This window comes from Sodalis-like endosymbiont of Proechinophthirus fluctus, from assembly GCF_001602625.1.
In the GTDB taxonomy this organism is placed as follows: domain Bacteria; phylum Pseudomonadota; class Gammaproteobacteria; order Enterobacterales; family Enterobacteriaceae.
The window spans coordinates 14,363-34,353 of sequence record NZ_LECR01000030.1 but is presented as its reverse complement, the minus strand read 5'-3'; the positions used below and the strand labels follow the sequence as shown (position 1 = coordinate 34,353).

Annotated in this window: 14 protein-coding genes and 8 pseudogenes; 9 read left to right on the top strand and 13 right to left on the bottom strand. The window is 50.4% G+C overall.

Annotation, left to right across the window (positions count from 1 at the left end):
- A pseudogene (gene ribD / locus BG74_RS03685) lies at positions 1-228 on the bottom strand (bifunctional diaminohydroxyphosphoribosylaminopyrimidine deaminase/5-amino-6-(5-phosphoribosylamino)uracil reductase RibD); the annotation flags it as partial.
- Between the two features lie 10 nt (positions 229-238).
- Positions 239-704 (bottom strand): annotated as a pseudogene (gene nrdR / locus BG74_RS03680) (transcriptional regulator NrdR).
- 196 nt (positions 705-900) lie between these two features.
- On the opposite strand from nrdR, the gene BG74_RS18855 reads away from it, so the two are divergent.
- On the top strand, positions 901-1,023 hold the full coding sequence (locus BG74_RS18855) for a SadB/YajI family lipoprotein (protein WP_256364207.1): 123 nt from the start codon (positions 901-903) through the stop codon (positions 1,021-1,023).
- Between the two features lie 19 nt (positions 1,024-1,042).
- Complete coding sequence (locus BG74_RS03675; RefSeq protein ID WP_369678496.1) at positions 1,043-1,435, top strand: DUF3251 domain-containing protein; 393 nt, start codon at positions 1,043-1,045, stop codon at positions 1,433-1,435.
- Positions 1,436-1,644: 209 nt separating this feature from the next.
- Here BG74_RS03675 and secF read toward each other — a convergent pair.
- The 6 genes and pseudogenes from secF to queA all read right to left on the bottom strand — a co-directional run.
- Positions 1,645-2,528, bottom strand: an 884-nt coding sequence (secF, locus tag BG74_RS03670) for a protein translocase subunit SecF (protein WP_244267245.1), incomplete at its 3' end; no start/stop codon positions are given.
- A 69-nt stretch (positions 2,529-2,597) separates the two neighbouring features.
- Positions 2,598-3,224: pseudogene (secD, locus tag BG74_RS16440) on the bottom strand (protein translocase subunit SecD); the annotation flags it as partial.
- A 1-nt stretch (position 3,225) separates the two neighbouring features.
- Positions 3,226-4,378, bottom strand: a pseudogene (locus BG74_RS16435) (SecDF P1 head subdomain-containing protein); the annotation flags it as partial.
- A gap of 75 nt (positions 4,379-4,453) precedes the next feature.
- Positions 4,454-4,786, bottom strand: a complete 333-nt coding sequence (gene yajC, locus BG74_RS03660) for a preprotein translocase subunit YajC (protein ID WP_066596682.1) — start codon at positions 4,784-4,786, stop codon at positions 4,454-4,456.
- Positions 4,787-4,818: 32 nt separating this feature from the next.
- Positions 4,819-5,934: a tRNA guanosine(34) transglycosylase Tgt gene (gene tgt, locus BG74_RS03655; RefSeq protein ID WP_066596681.1), complete on the bottom strand. Its 1,116-nt coding sequence runs from the start codon at positions 5,932-5,934 to the stop codon at positions 4,819-4,821.
- Positions 5,935-6,118: 184 nt separating this feature from the next.
- Positions 6,119-7,192 carry a tRNA preQ1(34) S-adenosylmethionine ribosyltransferase-isomerase QueA gene (gene queA, locus BG74_RS03650; protein WP_066596680.1) on the bottom strand — a complete coding sequence of 358 codons (1,074 nt, stop codon included), beginning with the start codon at positions 7,190-7,192 and terminating at the stop codon, positions 6,119-6,121.
- A gap of 104 nt (positions 7,193-7,296) precedes the next feature.
- Here queA and BG74_RS16430 point away from each other — a divergent pair.
- The 6 genes and pseudogenes from BG74_RS16430 to rdgC (BG74_RS16425) form a co-directional block, all read left to right on the top strand.
- A pseudogene (locus BG74_RS16430) lies at positions 7,297-7,576 on the top strand (ACP phosphodiesterase); the annotation flags it as partial.
- A 551-nt stretch (positions 7,577-8,127) separates the two neighbouring features.
- Positions 8,128-8,893: pseudogene (locus tag BG74_RS03645) on the top strand (N-acetylmuramoyl-L-alanine amidase).
- A gap of 1,274 nt (positions 8,894-10,167) precedes the next feature.
- Positions 10,168-10,770, top strand: coding sequence for a peroxiredoxin C (locus tag BG74_RS03635; RefSeq protein WP_066596678.1), 603 nt, complete (start codon positions 10,168-10,170; stop codon positions 10,768-10,770).
- Positions 10,771-13,252: 2,482 nt separating this feature from the next.
- Complete coding sequence (gene rdgC / locus BG74_RS18850; RefSeq protein WP_256364206.1) at positions 13,253-13,441, top strand: recombination-associated protein RdgC; 189 nt, start codon at positions 13,253-13,255, stop codon at positions 13,439-13,441.
- Between the two features lie 22 nt (positions 13,442-13,463).
- On the top strand, positions 13,464-13,910 hold the full coding sequence (gene rdgC, locus BG74_RS18845; protein ID WP_369678495.1) for a recombination-associated protein RdgC: 447 nt from the start codon (positions 13,464-13,466) through the stop codon (positions 13,908-13,910).
- A gap of 4 nt (positions 13,911-13,914) precedes the next feature.
- On the top strand, positions 13,915-14,112 hold the full coding sequence (rdgC, locus tag BG74_RS16425; protein WP_244267239.1) for a recombination-associated protein RdgC: 198 nt from the start codon (positions 13,915-13,917) through the stop codon (positions 14,110-14,112).
- Here rdgC (BG74_RS16425) and aroL read toward each other — a convergent pair.
- The 5 genes and pseudogenes from aroL to BG74_RS03605 all read right to left on the bottom strand — a co-directional run bounded on the left by aroL (position 14,095) and on the right by BG74_RS03605 (position 19,463).
- Positions 14,095-14,619 carry a shikimate kinase AroL gene (aroL, locus tag BG74_RS03620; protein WP_066596675.1) on the bottom strand — a complete coding sequence of 175 codons (525 nt, stop codon included), beginning with the start codon at positions 14,617-14,619 and terminating at the stop codon, positions 14,095-14,097. The two genes, rdgC (BG74_RS16425) and aroL, sit on opposite strands and share 18 nt — an antisense overlap.
- A 263-nt stretch (positions 14,620-14,882) precedes the next feature.
- On the bottom strand, positions 14,883-15,014 hold the full coding sequence (locus BG74_RS18840; RefSeq protein ID WP_256364205.1) for a hypothetical protein: 132 nt from the start codon (positions 15,012-15,014) through the stop codon (positions 14,883-14,885).
- Between the two features lie 208 nt (positions 15,015-15,222).
- Positions 15,223-15,650 (bottom strand): annotated as a pseudogene (locus tag BG74_RS03615) (epoxyqueuosine reductase QueH); the annotation flags it as partial.
- 1,180 nt (positions 15,651-16,830) lie between these two features.
- Positions 16,831-18,912 (bottom strand): annotated as a pseudogene (gene fusA, locus BG74_RS19465) (elongation factor G).
- 44 nt (positions 18,913-18,956) lie between these two features.
- Positions 18,957-19,463 carry an extensin family protein gene (locus BG74_RS03605; protein ID WP_187202571.1) on the bottom strand — a complete coding sequence of 169 codons (507 nt, stop codon included), beginning with the start codon at positions 19,461-19,463 and terminating at the stop codon, positions 18,957-18,959.
- A 286-nt stretch (positions 19,464-19,749) separates the two neighbouring features.
- Between BG74_RS03605 and BG74_RS14770 the strand changes: the two genes are divergently transcribed.
- A partial coding sequence (locus BG74_RS14770) for a hypothetical protein (protein ID WP_204376302.1) occupies positions 19,750-19,991 on the top strand: 242 nt, incomplete at its 3' end.

Here is a 19,991-nt window from a genome sequence, read left to right as displayed (position 1 = left end):
GCAGGGTTCAAGGGTGACATAGGCGGTAGCGCCGCGCGCCGCCCCTCCCGCCCTGCGCAGCGCATAAACTTCGGCATGCGGCTCGCCGGCACGCTGATGATAACCTTCGCCTACAATGCGTCCATCGAGGACGATAACGCAGCCCACATTAGGATTGGGTGCGGTAGTAAAGCGTCCACAACGCGCCAGTTCAAATGCGCGCGCGAGAAAAACCTCATCATGCTCCATAAGAAGGTCCTTAAGGGTGATGCAAGTCATGCAGTCGGGCGATCTCTTCGCCGAACTCGCGGATATCCTCGTAGCTGCAAAACCGAGACAAAGCGGATATAGATAACCTTATCCAGATTTTTCAGCACGTCCATCACGAGATTGCTGATCATTTTGCTTGGTACTTCGTGCTCGCCGGTATATAGCGCAGCTGGGATTTTGATGTGGTTGATGGCTATTTCGACATCGTCGGACTTGACCTGTCGCGTTTCTAACGCTTTCAAAAAACTACTACGCAGCTTTTCTTCGTTAAAAGGTTCGCGTACATCATTGCTTTCGATGATGCGAGGCAGCATAAGTTTCGCCACTTCAAATGTCGTGAAGTATTCATTACAGATGACGTACCGCCGACGGCGTCGAACCTAGGTTTCCTTCCCTCACTCTAGACGAAAATCTATCACTTTGGTATCGACTGCAGAACAAAACGGACAATGCATAGCACTTCCCGGCCGGCTGATTAAGGATAGGGTAGTTTAGCGAAAACTTCGCCAAGGATAAAGCAACAGTACTTAAAGCTGAACCGGCGCTGTAGAGTTACCGATATTTATGAGAAGAGAACGCGGCGCGTCCCATAACCTTCCGGCGCTTAATGGCTAAACTGAACACAATCGTTGAAAAAAGTAAATTGCCGCTATGAAAATCAGTTATCTCGATAGATATGCCGTTACCGCCCTGCTATTGCTAGCCGGCTGCGTCAGCCGACAGGAGGCCAAGCGGGTGCCTAAACTAGGTAGCGAAGTAGGGCATTTAAACTAGTATTTGCAAACACTAACCCATCAAGTCGACGCGCTGGTGGCGAAAAACGAGCAGAATCAGCAGTCGATCCGCGGTATCTACCGAGGAAAAAACCGCGGGAAACATGCAAAGCGAGACGGGCAAATTGCGGCTCTCAATCCTCTCAGATAGAGGAGGGGAAGCTAGCAGATCACGCGCGAAGTTGTATATCTATAGCACCGGCGGCGCAGTGCTAATGCCACTGCCCGTGCCACTGCACGGGATTGTATATTGGGGACAGGTGGATGCCACGGGTAAGCCATTAACCGCCGATGTGCTTACCCAGCCGATTTCTGTGCCATCCTACATCCTACATCCTACATCCTCCTTGCTGCCGAGAACCGAGGCCACTATAGAACTGCGAATGTCCGGCCTGACGACGGAGGAGAGGTAGGTTTTATCCGGCTAATGATATTCAGCCGGGACAAGCCGCAAAATCCGCCAGCGTTAGACGCTACCAAACCTGTCGGCAGCCAATAGATTGATACATGCTCGTGCAGCAACCGCCAGGGCAGCGCTCCTGTGTCGCTTGTGTCGCTCGGCGGCGTTCTTCTTCATAGCGCGCTATGCGTCTTTCAGGGCAGCAGCGACTGCTGATCGGCNCCCTCTTTTTCCACCTTCTGCTGCAGCAGATGTTCGCGCTTCATGCCGAGCTTAAGCGCCAATGCCGACGCCACATAGATGGAGCTGACGGTACCAATAAAGACGCCGATAAACAGCGTTGTAGAGAAGCCGCGCAGCATTGCGCCACCGAAAATCAATAGCATCAATACCACCATCAGGGTCGTAGCAGAGGTCATAATGGTCCGGCTCAAGGTTTGCGTCAGCGAAACGTTAAAAATATCGTAGGCACTGCCACGGCGGATTTTACGGAAGTTTTCACGAATACGGTCTGACACCACGATACTGTCGTTTAGCGAGTAACCAATCACGGACATCAGCGAAGCGATAATCGTCATATCGATTTCGATATGGAACAGCGACAGAACCCCAAGCGTAATAACCACGTCATGAGTCAGCGCCAATACTGCACCGGTGGCCAACCTCCATTCAAACCGGAAGCCGATATAAATCAGGATACAGATCAACGCTACCAGCAGCGCCATGCAGCCGTCCTGAGCCAGGTCGCTACCGACGCTCGGTCCAACAAACTCGACCCGCTTCACGGTGGCATTCTGCCCAGTTGCCTGATTAATCACCCCGAGCACTTTGTTGCCCATATCCTGACCAAGGTCATCTTGCACTGGGGGCATACGGACTATCACATCGCGGCTGCTGCCGAAATTCTGCACCAGCAGATCCGTGAAGCCCGCATATTCAAGCGCGCCATGCATCTTGTCAAGGTCGGCGGCCTTTTCCAGGTTAAGTTCAATCACCGTGCCGCCTGTGAAATCCAGTCCCCAGTTAAATCCCCGTACCGCCATGATGACGATGGAGGTAATAAGCAAGATAGCCGACAGAGTGAACACCACATAATCCCAGCGCATAAAGTCGTAGACTTTACGGCCGTAATTCAATTCTTCGACATTTCTTCGTTGCTGAGCCACAAGCCACTCCTAGATAGACAGCTTATCGATGCGTTTACCACCATAAAGCAGGTTAACGACAGCACGAGTACCGATGATAGCTGTGAACATTGAGGTAGCAATCCCGATAGCAGTGGTAATGGAGAAGCCCTTGATAGAGCCCGTGCCCACCGCGTACAGGATAATGGCGATAATTAGCGTCGTGACGTTAGCATCAACGATGCTGGAGAACGCACCTCGATAGCCCTCATGAATGGCCTGCTGCACTGTGCGACCGTTGCGCAATTCTTCTTTAATGCGTTCATTGATAAGCACATTAGCGTCCACTGCCACTGCCAGCGTCAATACAATACCGGCAATACCCGGCATGGTCAGCGTCGCGCCGGGCAGCATAGACATGATGCCAATAATCAGCACCAAGTTTGCGATGAGCGCCATGGTGGCGATAAGACCAAATTTTTGATACCATGCTACCATAAACACAATTGATGCTACCAGTCCCCATAAACAGGCTTCTAGCCCTTGGGTAATATTCTGTGGCCCCAGGGTCGGGCCGATAGTGCGCTCTTCCACAATCTGGATCGGCGCAATCAACGCGCCTGCCCGCAGCAGCAGCGACAGCTGGCGCGCCTCGTTGGGATTATTGATGCCGGTAATNGCGACTGGATAGTGGCGACATTAATGACTTCTTCCCGTTTCTCCAAAATGGCGCGACCGTTGGCGTCTTTCTTGCCGCTATCCCTATACTCCACAAACAGCGTGGCCATCAGCTTGCCGATATTGTCTTTGGTGAAGTTAAACATGGTCGTTCCGCCGCTGTCGTCCAGGGAAACATTCACCTGCGGGCGGTTATATTCATCGGCGCTGGAGGCGGAGTCGGTGATATGATCGCCGGTCAGAATGACTCGTTTGTACAACACGACCGGCTGGCCGTCGCGGGTGACTTTCATCTCCGAATCTCCCGGCACGCGGCCGTTGGCGGCAGCAGTTTGATCTACCGAGCTATTGATCAGACGGAATTCCAGCGTGGCGGTCGCCCCCAAAATTTCTTTGGCGCTGGCCGTATCCTGGATACCCGGCAGCTCGACCACAATTCGGTTAGTGCCCTGGCGCTGCACCAAGGGCTCGGCGACGCCCAGCTGATTGACGCGGTTGCGCAGAATAGTAATGTTCTGTTGCACTGCGTACTCGCGGGCCTGGCGCAGGCGATCGTCTGCCAGCGTGGCGCGCAGCGCGTTGTCTCCGATACTATTGATCACCAGATCACGGTGGCGCGACTTCAACCAGGATATCGCCTGATCTCGGGTATCGGTATCACGGAAGCGAAATCCGCTTCCGTGATTCTCGATTTTACGCTCCGTCGCATACGGAATGCCCTTTTCGCGTAAATCGCCACACAGGGTATCCATCGTCTGCTCCTGCAGCTTATTAAGCGCGGTGTCCATATCCACTTCCATCAGGAAGTGAACGCCGCCGCGCAAATCCAGGCCGAGCTTCATCGGCGCCACCCCTACCTTGGCTAACCAAAAAGGGGTAGCCGGAGCTAGATTAAGCGCCACGACATAATTTTCGCCGAGGGCGTTCATCAATGCTTCGTGGGCGCGAAGCTGCACGTCCCAGTTGGAAAAACGGGCCAGAATAGCGCCATTTTCTAGGTTAATGGATTTACTGGAGATATGTTGTTGTTCTAATACAGTCCGGATCTGGACCAGAGTCGATTCACTGGCGGTACTACCCCGCGCGCCAGTGATCTGTATAGCCGGATCCTCACCATACAGGTTGGGAAGTGCATACAGTAGCCCAACGACCAGCACCAGCACCAGCATGATATATTTCCATAAAGGATAACGGTTTAACACGGCAGTTCCCTTCGAGAGAATCGTTTATTACAGTGCTTTCATCGTACCTTTTGGCAAAACAGCAGCCACGAAATCACGCTTAATGACCACTTCATTAGTATCGTTGAGCGCGATGGAAATATAGCCGGTATCCGCGATTTTCACCACGCGCCCCACCAGACCACTAGTCATCAGAATTTCATCTCCTTTGGAAATGGAATTTATTAACTCTTTATGCATCTTGGCGCGCTTTTGCTGTGGGCGCAGGATCATGAAATAAAAGATCAGAATAAAAACAACCAGCATCACCACCAGAGAGTAAGGACTTGACTGGGACGAATCACCGGTGGCAGCAACGGCGTCAAAAACGAAAAAGCTCATTTAAATTCCCTCATCGTTATTTAACTCAACGACTAAAGGTGCACCGGTTTACTTGTCCGGCGATAAAACTCACCTACAAGGTGCTCTAATTTACCCTCATCGATAGCCTGGCGTAAACCCGCCATCAATCGCTGATAATAACGTAGATTATGGATAGTATTTAGACGAGCACCCAATATTTCGTTGCAACGGTCAAGATGATGTAAGTACGCACGGCTATAATTGCGACAGGTGTAACAATCACATTCTGCATCTAGCGGCGCGACATCGTCTTTATACCGGGCGTTGCGTATTTTTACCACGCCATCGGTAACAAACAGATGACCATTACGGGCATTGCGGGTCGGCATGACGCAGTCGAACATATCAATACCATGACGAACGCCCTCCACTAAATCTTCAGGTTTGCCGACGCCCATCAAATAGCGCGGTTTGCTCACCGGGATCTTCGGGCATAGGTGCGCCAAAATACGGTGCATATCAGCTTTCGGTTCCCCTACTGCCAGGCCGCCCACAGCGTAACCATCAAAACCGATCTCTACCAGTCTTTTTACCGATACATCTCGTAAATCTTCGTAAATACTACCCTGTATAATGCCGAAAATCGCATTGGGATTTCCAAGTTCGTCAAAACGCTGACGACTGCGGGCCGCCCAGCGTAACGACATTTCCATCGAGCACTTTGCGTAATCCCAATCGGAAGGATAAGGCATACATTCGTCAAAAATCATGACAATATCGGAACCTATATCGTACTGTATTTCCATAGATTTTTCCGGGCTTAGAAAAATTGTGGTGCCGTTGATGGGATTGCGGAAATGCACACCTTCTTCGGTAATTTTGCGAATGTCGCCCAGACTGAATACCTGGAACCCGCCCGAATCGGTTAGTATTGGCCCATGCCACTGCATAAAATCGTGCAAATCGCCATGCATCTTCATGACTTCCTGGCCCGGTCGCAGCCAAAGGTGAAAGGTATTGCCCAGCAGAATCTGCGCGCCGGTTTCTTTCACTTCTTCGGGCATCATGCCCTTCACGGTGCCATAAGTCCCGACCGGCATAAACGCCGGCGTTTCCACAACACCCCGATCAAAAACTAGCCGCCCGCGGCGGGCCGGGCCATCGGTTTTCAATAATTGATATTCCACACATCCTCCAACACCAGAGAAACAGTCCGATATTTGATGAAAAGGAGTGCATCCTAACAACCACGTGAGTCGATGTACAAGGCAGTCCGCAGAATTTGTTGGTGTTATTTATACCGGTTTTCTGCCGCCGACGGTTTGCTTAAAGGACGAATCCAGACCCGCTATTGGCGATTATACCGTCCGATCACGGCTCACCAACCCGCTCTCGGGCAGCAGCGGGATTCCGGGTGATAAACATAGCGTCTCCATAGCTGAAAAAACGGTACGCCTGCGCCACCGCTTCCCGGTAGGCCGCCAGCGTATGGCGATAACCAGCGAACGCCGATACTAGCATTATGAGGGTGGACTCTGGCAGATGAAAATTAGTGATAAGCGCATCAATAACGCGAAATTGATAACCAGGATAAATAAAAATGCGCGTGTCGCCAAAAAATGGCGCCAGGGTATTCTCTCCCGACGCCGCGGCCGCGCTCTCAAGCGAGCGCGCGGAGGTAGTACCGACAGCCACGACACGGTTGCCGCGCGACTTGCACGCCAGAACCGCATCAACTACCTCCTGCGTTACTTCAGTATACTCCGAGTGCATCTGATGCTGTTCAATCCGATCCACCCGCACCGGCTGGAAGGTTCCAGCGCCTACATGCAAGGTGACAAACGCCATCACAACGCCTTTAGCGCGCAGCGCCTCCAGCAGTGGCTCGTCGAAATGCAGGCCGGCGGTAGGCGCCGCCACCGCACCACGCCGTTCACCGTAAACCGTCTGATAGAGCTCACGATCCGCGGTATCGTCAGGCCTATCGATATAGGGCGGCAAAGGCATATGGCCGGCATCATTGAGCAGTGTCAGCACATCGCGGGGATCTTCGAAACGCAGTTCAAAAAGTGAATTGTGGCGCGCCACCATAGTAGTGGCGATGCTATTATCATCACCCAATAGCAGCTCGGCGTCGGCTTTCGGTGCCTTGGACGCGCGCACATGGGCAAGTACCCGCTTATCATCGAGAACCCTTTCTACCAAGACTTCGATTTTACCGCCGCTGACTTTACGGCCGAATAAAAGGGCGGGGATCACCCAGGTATTGTTGAATACCAGTAAGTCTCCGGGCGCCAATTTGTCCAGCAAATCGATAAAGACCTGATGCGCCAGCACGCCCGTCTGGCCGTCTAGAGATAGTAAACGGCAGGCACTGCGTTCCACCTGTGGATAACGGGCAATCAGATTATCGGGCAATTTAAAAGAGAAGTCTGCAACGCGCATAATAAATCACTTCAGCATCAAAATAGGCGACTCAGTCTAGAGCTATGCGTTCCTTCCTGCAAGAATTAAGCTATGTTGCTCCGCTTTTTCTGTATACTGATGGAATGAATTTTCTTGCTCATCTGCATCTTGCCACACCCTGGCGCAAAGCTCCCTGCTCGGAAATCTGATGGCGGATTTTGTCCATGGTGATCCCCCGAGTGTCTATATTCACCCGAGATTGTGGCGAGCATTCGTATGCATAGCTATATTGATAGCCTTATCGATAATCACGAAGCTGTAAAGCAGGTGCGCACGCTGTTTTCGACGGTGATGCGGCGGATGGCACCTATCGCGCTGGACGTTATCTGGGATCATTTTCTGCCGCGCCACTGGCTACAAGTCCGATTGCGGGCGTAGCGAGAAATCGCGCCGCTCTGCCGGATACGCTGGCGGGGTTTCAATCCCTTAACCGCTCCTGTAGCGGAAACGCTGGCTACTGCGCGATGCTGGCCGATAATAGGCTTTTTCTGGCCCAAGTGCTAACTGGTATGGCCAGAGCGCTGCCCACTGTTGTCGTCTCTGGGCAAGATTTATCCGGAGATCCAAACCAATATGACCAGCTGAAAGCGGCGTCTTGACAACTCTAATCCGGTGATAATGCATGCAGCGTGATAAGGCTCGCTGGGTCACTGAGCGCACTAGCTCACCAGTTCGCTTTCGATTGTCGTCTAGTGACGTGTCCACCTTATCCGCCACATGGCCGGATCGCCCCTATCGAGAATTGCCTTCTCGGAATACAGGGGTAGGGGTCCATGCACAACTATCCATTTGGCGACCTGCACGCAATGTCCCAGTAATAGCCCAATGGCCTGTCATTACTGGCAATGACAGGAGTGTTACGAATAGCGCTAGGCAATCATCTCACAGGAAGGAGTCTTAGAGGAGTCTTAGCCATATACCCTATCGATGCCACAAGTTACCGTTCGGTAAAAGGATTCAACCAACGCGTGCGCTTCTAGTGATACATTATACCGCTCTCAATTTCGCCAACTCGATCAACGCACTGAGCGGAGACGCGACGCTCAGTGCGCATTATCTGGTGCCCGATCTCGACGATCAAAGCTATATAGACGCTGAGTTCGACGATATACGTATTTTCAACCTAGTGGACGAGAAGGATCGCGCCTGGCGCGCCGGCCTTAGCGCCTGGGTCGGGTGAAATAATCTTAACGATACCTCTATCGGGGTAGAAAATGTGAACCTGGCGTCGGTATAAACTTTCCCGCCTTATCATCCGGTGCAAATCGAGACCATCATTCAACTAGCGCAGGGCTGTCCTGCACTGCTATTCGGATATTACTCCCACCCAGGTCGTATGCTATAGTGATGTTGCGCCTGGACGAAAATTTGATCCCGGCGCAGCGTTTCTCTAGAAAAAGTTGTACGAGGGGCATAGGCGTCTGGTATGATGAGGCGACCAAACAGCAGTATATTGACGATCTTGCTGAGCACGGGAACCCTATCTCTGACTAGACGACGATAAGAACCAAACTTAAGACCTGTGGCTATAGTGTCGCGGAAGCGACAGGCGCTGGCGGCTATAAAAACCTTATCCAGACTTTTTAATTACATTTTCGCCCCACTGATTGGCAGGGCACGGTGGATAATGAAATTACATCGATTATTTACGCTTTGGTAGATAAATATTTCAGTAATTGAGTTGTGCCTACTTTATTTAACCATGGCACTGCCAGTGGAGGAAGCTATCGTTTACAGCGGAATTTTATTCTACCGCATGCGAATTTCTCTGAAACTATCTTTTCAGCTCAGGCTCAGATAGCCGCTTGATGCTTAAACAACATCAGATTATTCATAGCCATATGACAGAAATAAGGGTAATAATACACCGGAATAGACGTCGCATCGGAAAAAATTAAGGATCACGATTTTATAAATTAATCTCTCTTCGTCGCTGGCCGAAAGCGAAAAAATTATCCGAAGATAATCGTATTGGAGCTAAAAAGTCTTTCTTATTTATTTTTGGCTGCTACGATGCCATGGACGCTGCGCCATCCGACATGTTTTTATTGATAACATCACATGAATGACCGTGATATCGCTAATAAAGCCAATGGGAATTTTTTCTCTATCGCCGTTAATTAATATTCGTCAAATTCTCAAACAAATGCAGCAGCAGGTTGAGTATCCTCGACCCGACTCGAATAAACTACAAATACTCGATGTCATCATCGGTCAATGCCTTGACCAAATTTTCCGCCCTCGCCGGATCGGTATTTACATAGCCGAAGTCAGAAACTTAGTGATCAAGGTACTGTCTATTGATCTGAAAACCTTGTCGCTTCAACTCCATAACAATATCCGGGATATTGTGCTCGTCATATTTCAGATGAACTGAAAAATAAGATGAACAATTTTTCTATAATTATTCCACGCATGAAATAATAAACATAAACAGTATACCGCTATGATTACTCCATTTTTCATTCTAATTTAATTTTATTACCTTTTTTCCATTCTATCAAGCGCACTGGTCTAAAATTAATGCGACACGCAATATATTCCAATTAATTTCTTTCAAGCGCACACGTGCCAAGCCATAGCAAGGTCACCGTGTATCCGTAAGCGAAACCGTCACTGGTAAATCGGCCACCTAGATGCCTGCCGCCGTCCGGCAGTGCAGCCCCCAGCCCCTCATGACAACGTGACCCGTTAGTACCTTTTTCCTCACCCTCCTTACTACCAACCGGCAACGAGGAGGATCTCCGGCTGCGCAGGCAAACGCTGAACGCGTCTGCTTATCAGCTGAAAATAAGAGCAAAACCATGATGACAATATTCACCTATCGCTTCGATAGTTATAACCTATTTAACCAATCAATATAGTTGACTTTATCCTTATCCTTCCTCAGCACGGCCTTATACCAGGTCGGCTTAAATCCTATCAATCCGCAACATTATTTTACAGGAGTAAATATGGTTCTGGTCACTCGTCAAGCCCCCGATTTTATCGCCGCCGCCGTGCTCGGTACTGGTGAAATCGTTAATAATTTCAATCTTAAATCCCACATTCAAGGTAAGCTGGCAGTCATATTCTTCTGGCCGATGGACTTCACTTTCGTCTGTCCGTCCGAACTGATTGCTTTCGACAAACGTTACGCAGAATTTCAGAAGCGCAGCGTGGAAATCATCGGTGTCTCTTTTGACTCAGAGTTTGTACACAATGCTTGGCGGCAGGTCTCCATAGACAAAGGCGGTATTGGACCAGTCAAGTACCCGATGGTAGCGGACATCAAACGCGAAATCATCAAAGCCTATGGTATCGAACATCCTAGCGCTGGCGTCGCGCTGCGCGGTTCGTTCCTTATTGACAAAGACGGGATTGTTCGCCATCAGGTCGTTAACGACCTGCCGCTAGGCCGCAATATCGACGAAATGATGCGAATGGTAGATGCCCTGCAATTCCATGAAGAATACGGCGAAGTCTGCCCGGCACAATGGGAAAAAGGGCAGGAAGGGATGATCGCTTCACCGGAAGGTGTCGCTAAATATCTGTCTGAGAACTTGACAAGACTGTAGTCCACTTCCGCCAGGAATAGAGAGTGCACCTGCTCTGTCTGTCTGAAGCCGGTCAGCCATGCTAACCGGCTTCATGTACTGCGCCTGCCGCAAGCCCGGTAGTGTTAGCCCGATAAATCCCCTCCACCCCGAATCACCTGGCAGAACTTTGCGCTCAGGAGGCGGCGGCCTCGAGCTTCGTTTTTACCCAACAGTATCGCAGTAATAGCAGTAAACCCCACACTGCTTCTACGTATAACGGCAACCGGGTGGTGGGTAAGTACTTCGTCAAACCGATAGTAAACAGCAGGAAGACGACACCGAGGCCCGCCCGCAGCTATTGGATTACCGGGCAAAGAGAATTTCAGCTCCCTTACCTGATCGAGTTTGAGCTTACGGCGAAAGACGATTTGCGAACATAAGATCATAATCCATACCTATGCAGTGGTAAAGGTGACCAGTGAGGCGATATCATTAGGAAGACATTTCCCGGCATAAGGTAATTTAAGTAAACTACCACCAGTATCGCTATCATTACCAGTACTCTGATTCAGGGAATGCCGTGACGGGACCTAATCTATTTTGATACGCCCTGCCGGGCGGGCGCCTACCTACGGCAACGTTAACAAGCCCGTTATTGACGCAGTTGGCAACCTTTTTGTCCACAGCAACTACACCCCGCCCGCCTGCCCGTTGACACCCCTGCTACCCACACGCGGCAGGCCGCAGGCACCGCCGCGTGTGGGTAGCAGGGGTGTCGGTCTCGGTTTAACGCTTTTTTCCTACGGCCAAAGCTATGCCACGCTACGCATGCCACTAGAGTCGCTATGAACCGCCTTAAGAATCGGCGTCTAGCATTCACTGCCGAATACCCAAGGCGGCGCCTATTTAAGGTCGGCAGAGAATGTACAGTCTGTCGACATTACTCATCTGCCCACCAACATGACAACAGATGGAAAATATCCGCGCCGCTGCGTGATTGCCCCCGCTTGGCCTCTCGTAATCCTGCATAAATCCAGTGCTGGAGATGAGTGTTTCGGTACAGCCATATTTTCCGCAGTAGTAGAGAACCTTATACGCCATTCATCTTCATTCATCCATGGCAGCGAGTTATGCCCAGCGATAAGCGACAAGAAGCGGCACTGAGCGCTATTTGGGGACCATCATAGGATAAGAAGAATAAAATTGAGCTATTCCCGCTGTGGGGGCTGTGGGGCAACGTTTTAGCCAAGCTTTGTGGAGCCCGTCATCCGTGCGCACAACGGTGGCATGGTGAACGGACATGATAGCGCTCGCTAATTCTCACCCCCTACCAGCTGCTGGCGCTGACTATCGCCCCCAGCAATAGGGTAATGAATAGCCAAAGCGCGTACTTAGCGCCGGCGGCAGCGCAGCGGCCTTATTGGCACACTGTTTGATTTCCTTGCGCTAGCTCTTCAAATCTTCCCGCGCATGGCTGATATTCTACTTAGGTGTATCGATCCGTTGTTTTATCGTTTCTGCCGCCTGCTGTTTATCACGCATCACATTATCGGTAGCTTGACTTAGCGCCTCCGGCGTCAGGGTACAATTACTATTGGCTTGGCAGCGCCTGATGCACGGTCGTCTCGCTTAGTATCTCCGGTCACAGTATCCATGCGCTGATTCAACCGCTCAGCCAGCGCCGCCACAATCTGCTCGCTGCGCTCAGGGGTCAGGGGCGTGCATCGCCTCGGCGACCGCCTTGGCTGACTTCCGCGTGTATTTTCTTAAGCTGGTGCTGGAGATAGTCGGGATGCAGCGCTTCTTCTCTGTTTTGCAGCGCACCGGTGATATTTTTTGGCGATATATTAGTGGGAAAAAATCGTCCAGGTTAATTTCCCCAAACCATTATTTAATGCCCTGCTAATTCATCGCTATTATTTCCCACCACCGTGACAATATTGCCAGCGACTCTGTCCACTGCGCTCAGGGAGCGACCATGCTAAATCCCAGTGCGCTACTAATTAGCGCTAAGCAAGAGTGAAATAGAGAACGCCGTAAGAACGCCACTGAAAAGTGATCCCTCATGACACTCGGTTGGCGCAGATGGCCACCACATCCTGCATCTCCATAAACTAACTTCTTTATTTTTTGCAAATTAGAATGATGCTACGCTATTAAGTTAATATATATTTAATATAATTATTAATTTTTGATGCCGATAAACGGGCGCAATCACCTTTGGTGCCGCTACTCGGCAAGCGTCTATCGCCACCCTCTCTGGGATGCGTTTCCGGCATACCAAGCCCATGTTTTTATCCTATAGCATAGAAGGTTGCACGCACGTAGTGCCTACTTCACCCGTTACATACCACACCCCAAAAACGTCAAATACGGATAACTATTGTACGCTTTTTTCCAGAAGAAGCCGCCTGCAATTCATTATTATCATACGCGCTGCATTTTTTGGCAAATCGCGCTGGAGGTACGTCAGATAATGGATATCTATTATTTATAGTTTAATAATGTCATAACTTACCATTTGAACCGACCAGTCGAGCTGTTGGTAGAGCAAATCAAACAGCAGTTATCCGACTTCATACCCTGTGGCAGTCAGGATATGGAGAAATCTAACTGGGTTCCTTCCATGGGCGCCAAAAGCGACGTGCTGACTCGCGCGATATCAGAATATGTCCTGTTGTGCCTGCACCATAAGGAAGAAAAATTCTAATATCCTCCGGTGAGGAAGTGAGCTGCAGAGAAAAATCGACAAACTTGAATATGAACAAAGCCGGAAACTGCGTAGAATAGAAAAGAACGCGCTCAAGAAAGAACAAAGTACTGCACACTCTGATGCCCTCACGCCTTCAGCCATTTTGGTCAAACGTTATTGTGGCTGGATATCCTGTCAACAATTTGGTGCTAGTCTACGTCGTCAGCGCCAAAAAAAAGCGAAAGATTGCCTGGCGCTGCTGCGAAAATCTATCGGCTCGTTGCCGGTTGGGTTGCAGCTGACCATGGAAAAACCGATTGAAATGACTCTATCCGGATGGGTACGCAGCAGCGATCCCGCCGCCGGCTTCGCTATTCAAGATGATGCTGAGCTGAAAGCGCTACTGGAAGAAAGCGGCATCGTTCACTGCAAAAAGCAGGATTTGTCCAGCAACAAAATCGCAGTACATATCGATCGAGGCAGGTAAACTGGTGACCAAGCTGGTGCTGGATTGGCGGGAGCGAGCGCAGTTTTTATTGGGCGATGATGGCACGGTTAAACGGGTGAAATTCGCCGATACGCTATGCGAGCAGAATAATGATACAGATTGCGGCGATTTCGCCGCCAGTTTCGATGCCGATTTTATGCTCATGATTAGTGAATTGGTGGCCTTAATCGCTAATCGCTGATGAAAGCTGTTGTAAAATGGTATAGACCACATCGTCGGGCGCCTGACTGGCGTCTACTATATGGTGTGCCGCTTCTTGATAGAGTTTTTCACGTGTGGCTAGCACTTCAGCGATTTCTTCAATCATCGGTTTCCCCGTCAAACTGGGCCGCTGTGCCTCCTCGGGGTATGCCTGTAGACGGCGCGCAAGCTCCTGCGCCGACACGTTTAGATACACGACGGTGCCGCGCGCGCGAATGAAACGTCGGTTAGCCGCCGATAAAATAATACCGCCACCCGTAGCCACCACAGTTTGCCCTTGTGTAACGCTTGCCAGGATTTCACTCTCCCTTGCCCGAAAGCCCATCCAGCCTTCTTCAGCGACAATATCTGCCACAGTCTTGCCGTTAGACCGCCACAACATCTCGTCGGTATCGGTAAATGCACATCCCAATACCCGCGCTAATGTCTGACCTACCGTGGTCTTGCCGCATCCGCGCGCACCAACCATAAATAGGGGTTGTGTCATTGCTTATCTGTCCTTTTCTTTACCTGAAAATAGAGGATGAGAATATTCACCGTCCCTGGGCCGGAGCAGGATGAAGCAGGAAAGTCGCCGCCCTGTTATGTGCCGGCAGCGCATCATATCATCGACCTCTAGCGGCACACATGTTTACCAGTAAAATTTTGCGCTACCATAAAGAGAATCGGAGCCGAAACGACTGCAGGCATTGCCACTATGGCGCTGATGCGCAGTCATCTTTTCGCTTCATAGGTGTCGGCGACGATTAGCTATGCCTTAGCAATACCAAGTTTTTCTCCTATGTTAATCAACAGTACGCCGGTCTTACGCATCCGGTGGGCGGCCACCACTAGATTATCGTTTAAGTCATACAGAGAAACGAAGTTATCCTCATCCGGCACGCCGATAATTTCCTGCTGGTCTCATGATAATTTCCTGCTGGTCTCATTTGGGTGCATGGGCCCATATATTTTATAGAGGAAGCCTTGATGCTGAGTTCAAAAAAAGAAACGGCGTCATATGGTTGTGGTTTATCCATCATCGCGCCGACGGCGACATTGCCCGTGCTGCTGCGCCGCGCGCCATTGTTCAATGTGGGTAGATTGCCGTCCAGCGGGAAATACCGAGCGAGCTAGAAATCACGCTGAAACTATTTTCAGCGGCGAAGAGCGGCGCGGTACGTTCAAAACGCATATCGAAACACATGGTGCAGCGGATGCCCCACTATGGTTCCTGTTCCATATCTTTGGCGCGGGTAAACTAGTTGTTGCTGTCGTAATCAGCATCGACAAACGGAACCTGATGCTTCTCCGCAAAACGAATATTCTCTTCCTTGCGGATCAGATATTCCCGCTGCGGGTGGATATTGGGGTTATAGAAGAAAATCGTATAATCAATGCCCAAAGCAGTGATCCGCCTCCATTACCTCTCCCGAGCACGGGGCGCAACATTAATAAAGCAGCAGTTTGTCAGCCCCGTTGGGAAATTGTTAAGGTTGGGCGGCAAAATGAGCCATAATAAACACTCTCTAGCGGCAAAATTAGCAGCTACTTGCCGGTAATGATAGAACAAAGATGACAGTTTACTCCTCTCGCGTCGGTCGGGGAGTTAGTGTCCCGCCTCAGGTGCCAACTAGTAACAATTCCCCATAAACCTTCACGCAGAGGCCTTTCCGCCTCGGCAAGGATAGGGCTAAATTTAAAGATAGGTCGTGGCAGTCTCACTTTGGCACACCATCGATGGAAATCTGACTTATGCAATCTAAAGAGTAACGTCTTATCGAAGGCCTGCTTCAACGTCTGAAGCAGAAGGAGCGAAGAGCAGGTCCTCGCGATGTTGGAGTGGACAGATATTCAGGGTTTTGTTCAGCAACAACCTGCGTCCCCTTGTTGTATGACACAATCTATCTTGATTCAAGAGACCGCACTGCACCAGCTTGGTCAGCAAGTGCAGTAACTGCAAAATAAAGTGGCATAATTGAAGACGGGATGCTCAGCAGAGCGGCGCCGGTTTTCTCAGCGTACTGTTCAGCGAGTGTCACCCAGCCACAGGAGGCACCGATATAGGGCAGTCAACCGCTTCAGCAGTCAGGGGCTTCCTCTTGGTCCCTTTCCCCGCAGCATCCACTGGCAGGCCACAGCGATTATGCGCAGCCGTATAATGCTCCGCGTGGTGGAAGTTTTCTGTCCAGCGCGCTACAAAAACGGTTGCTGGCGTTGCGGGCAGGGGTGGTGCTGGGCAATATACTCACTATAATATATTCCATTGTTCCGCGTCGCAAGAAATTGTTAACATTATCGATAATCTCACCACATCGCTTTCATGCGCTATAGATACCCTATTAAATAAATATCTTAACTATGATAATCTCGATACGCTCAATAATATCTCCGACAGCCATTTTTTGATCAAACGGATAACGGAAAAAATACAGATTATAACGATTTCGGTGCTGACGATTTTAGCAATGACGATGGTGACTTTACCTGATTGCCTAGATCAACGGACAGGCTGATTGCCGAAATTGACAGACAGACAGCTTCAATACGAAAGTGCCAGGCCGTGACGATAATCAACACGGCCTGGCGAGTTGGCCTCTTTGCAGGAAGGACGCACCGCGCATGCCGCAGACGGCAAACTTATAAAGTTAAGCCAGGCGCACAAGGCGCTACCAAGCTCCTCACGGGCCAGGTAGCAACCGTGGCGCGGCCCTTGGCGCTATCGTGCCTTAATTATCTCATCGGCAGCCCGCCGCGGTAGGTCGCGGCATAGTACTTAAACTCCATTATATAAGTCGCGCTCTCTTGGGACATCGAGCGCAATATGGTAGAATAAGCCGAACATCTCGGCCAGCGGCACCTTGGCGCAGATAAGTTTACTGCCGATGACATCTTACATTCCTCTGCACCGTACCGCGCCATGAGGAGAGATCCTTATCACATTGCCCATAAATTCCTCCGCCGTCTCGACCTCCACTGCTATCATCGACTCCAGAAGCACGGAAATGCTCGGCGCATACCCTCCTTGAAGGCCATCGATGCCGCCATGCGAAACGCTTTTTCATTGAAGTCCACATAATGGAACCAAATATCAGCGCTACTTTTACATCTACCACCCGGTATAAACTGCCGAGCACGCCGGTTACCAGGGTTTTTTTGGATACCTTTATTCACGGCCGGGATATACCACTCCCTCGGTACCACATCGCCCTTAATGTATCAAAAAAGAATAGCCATGACCGACAGGCTACGGCGTCAAATTCAACACCACATTCCCATATTGTCCCCCGGCCACCAGATTGTTTGACAAATTTGCCTTCCACCGACTCGATGCTTTAGGTAATGGTTTCCCGGTAAATCACCTGATGTTTCCCAACAGAGACCTCCAAATTAAATTTATGACGCAGGCGATCCATCAGTATTTCTAGATACAGCTAGCCTATCCCGAAATAATCGTTTGACAGTATTCGGTACGCACACGAAGCGATGGATCCTCCTGAATCAGACGATCAAGGGCGATACCCATTTTTCCTGATCGCCTTTCGTTTTCGGCTCGATAGCTTACGAAATGAGCAGCTTGGGGAACAATATGTTTTTCAGAATAATAGCTTGCGCCGGACGCTTAGCGTATCACCAGTGGTCATATCTTTCATCCCGACGGTAGCGATAATGTCGCCCCGGGGCGCACCTCTTTAATATCCTTGCATTTGTTGGCATGCATTTGCAGCAGCCGCCGCTCAAGGCGTTCTTTTTTTGGGCTGTAAATTGTATCGCCGGTACTAGCGACACTGGAATAGACGCGAATGAAAATCAATTACCAGAAAAAGGAATCAGTCATGATAAGGAATCAGTCATGATTTTGAACGCCAGCGTGGAAAACAGCTCACTGTCGCCGGCGTGACACGCCACCGCTTCGTAGTCCACCTTGCCATGGCCACTTATCGCACGCACACCCACCAGCGACAGCAAGTAATCCACTACCGCATCCAGCAACGCCTGCACGCCTTTATTTTTAAATGCACTGCCGCATAGCATCGGCACACGATCTCATTAGCGATCGTCTGCTGCCAGCGGCTCCGCTTTCAGCTCGTGCTCGCTTAAGAGGATCACCATTAAAGTATTTTTCTAGCAACACTTCATTGACTTCGGCAGCTCTGCTTCTGCCATGCAGTTATGCCAAATTTTGGCCAGCGGCTATAGATCGGCCGGGATGGCGTCATAGGTAATGATCCCCAGTCTAGTTTCGTCCCAAACGATCATCTTCATTTTTCACCAAATCCACCACGCCCTGGAAATACTTCCTCACGCCCCGACCGGAATTAGTACCGGCGCCGTGATATCCTTGAGCTGTTCAAAGCCCGCTCCGGTGTGGTTAATTTTATTGACGAAAGCGATGCACGGAACGCGATATTTATCAGCCTGGCGCCATACCATTTCAATTATGACTATACAACCACCCACGGCATCATAGGTCATCACCGCGTCATCCAATACCCGCACAGAGGGCTCTACCTCGATGGCAAAATCCACATATCCAAGGGTATCAATAATATTGATATAGTATGCCGAAAATCGCTGGCTATCCCTTGCTAATAGGCAATGGTAGCGGAGGAGGTAATGGTAATTCCCCGTTAATGCTCCATCCAGTCCATCGTGGGGCGGCGGCCGTGCACCTCGCCAATTTTTATGGTTTACGTCGGTAAAAAACAGAATACGTTCTTTTTTAGTGGTTTTACCGGCATCGATGTGAGCACTGGATACCGATGTTACGGTAGCACTCAATAGGCGTTCGACAGGACATGGTTTTTTCTTCCCAACCTGCATGAATTTCCCGCGTTGTGATTGTTACCGGCGGCATCTGAGCCGGAACCGATATACAGTGGACCAATAGAAGCGGTGCGGGCCGCGCAGAGCCTTCACTAACTCTTTACCTCTGCGGTCAGCGACATAGATCAAGACTGCACATACCCAAATTAAAATGGCCGGGGCGGGCTGCATTATAACACAGATCCAAGCGCGTTGCCATAAATAGGCGTTGCTGGCGCTGAACAGAGTGCGCAGAGAAAACATCCGCTGTCGTTCTGACGGTGGTAATCGGCGCCGAGTTAAAAGGCCGCCATCGCTAAATCTAAAATCGGCCACGTCCAGAACATCTACGCTGGCGTGTCCACTGCACTGGCCTTCGGCACGGGTGATGTTGCGGCGGGAAAAGCTGCCGACATGGTCAATACGCACTAGGCGCTTACCCAATTGCATTTTCGCCTCAGATGCGGCCGCCTGTCCTACAAACATCGTACTACTTAACACCAGCGAATAAATGGCGAAAAAGCTCGCGCTCAATGCAATCGGCACAAACTGCATCACTCAGACTGAGTTATCGAGCGGATAATCCCTTCGGTTGAGCGCTACTGGCGAAAGGTAATACACCCCGCCGCCTGAGCGCGCGTTAGCGCCGCCACACAGTCGGTAGGGTCCTGTTTAATGTGTTTAAGCTTCAAGTGGATTACCTAGCTTGGTAGATCATCTACCGACAGCGGCGCAGACATCCGATAGCTTGGCGGCAAATGCAGGGGTATCCCCTCACTACCAGTGCAGCTAAATACCGCTATGACCAGAAAAAACTCACAATACCCTTGTCATGTCCCGGCTTGGTTACTGGCTGAAATTATACTACTGGCTCGCTTTCTGGAAGATTTTTTGCGCTACGCTGGACATTCGTCTACTGGATCTAAAAGGTGGAACAATGCCCAGCTCCATTCCGCGCGAAGCGTTTGCTGCCCTGGCGCTGCCGCGTCGTGTGAGAACGTCGACACCCTACGCACCCAGGAGCGCGCCTACCTCTGGCGATTATAGAGAGCGGAACTGGCGGCGGTCGAGAAA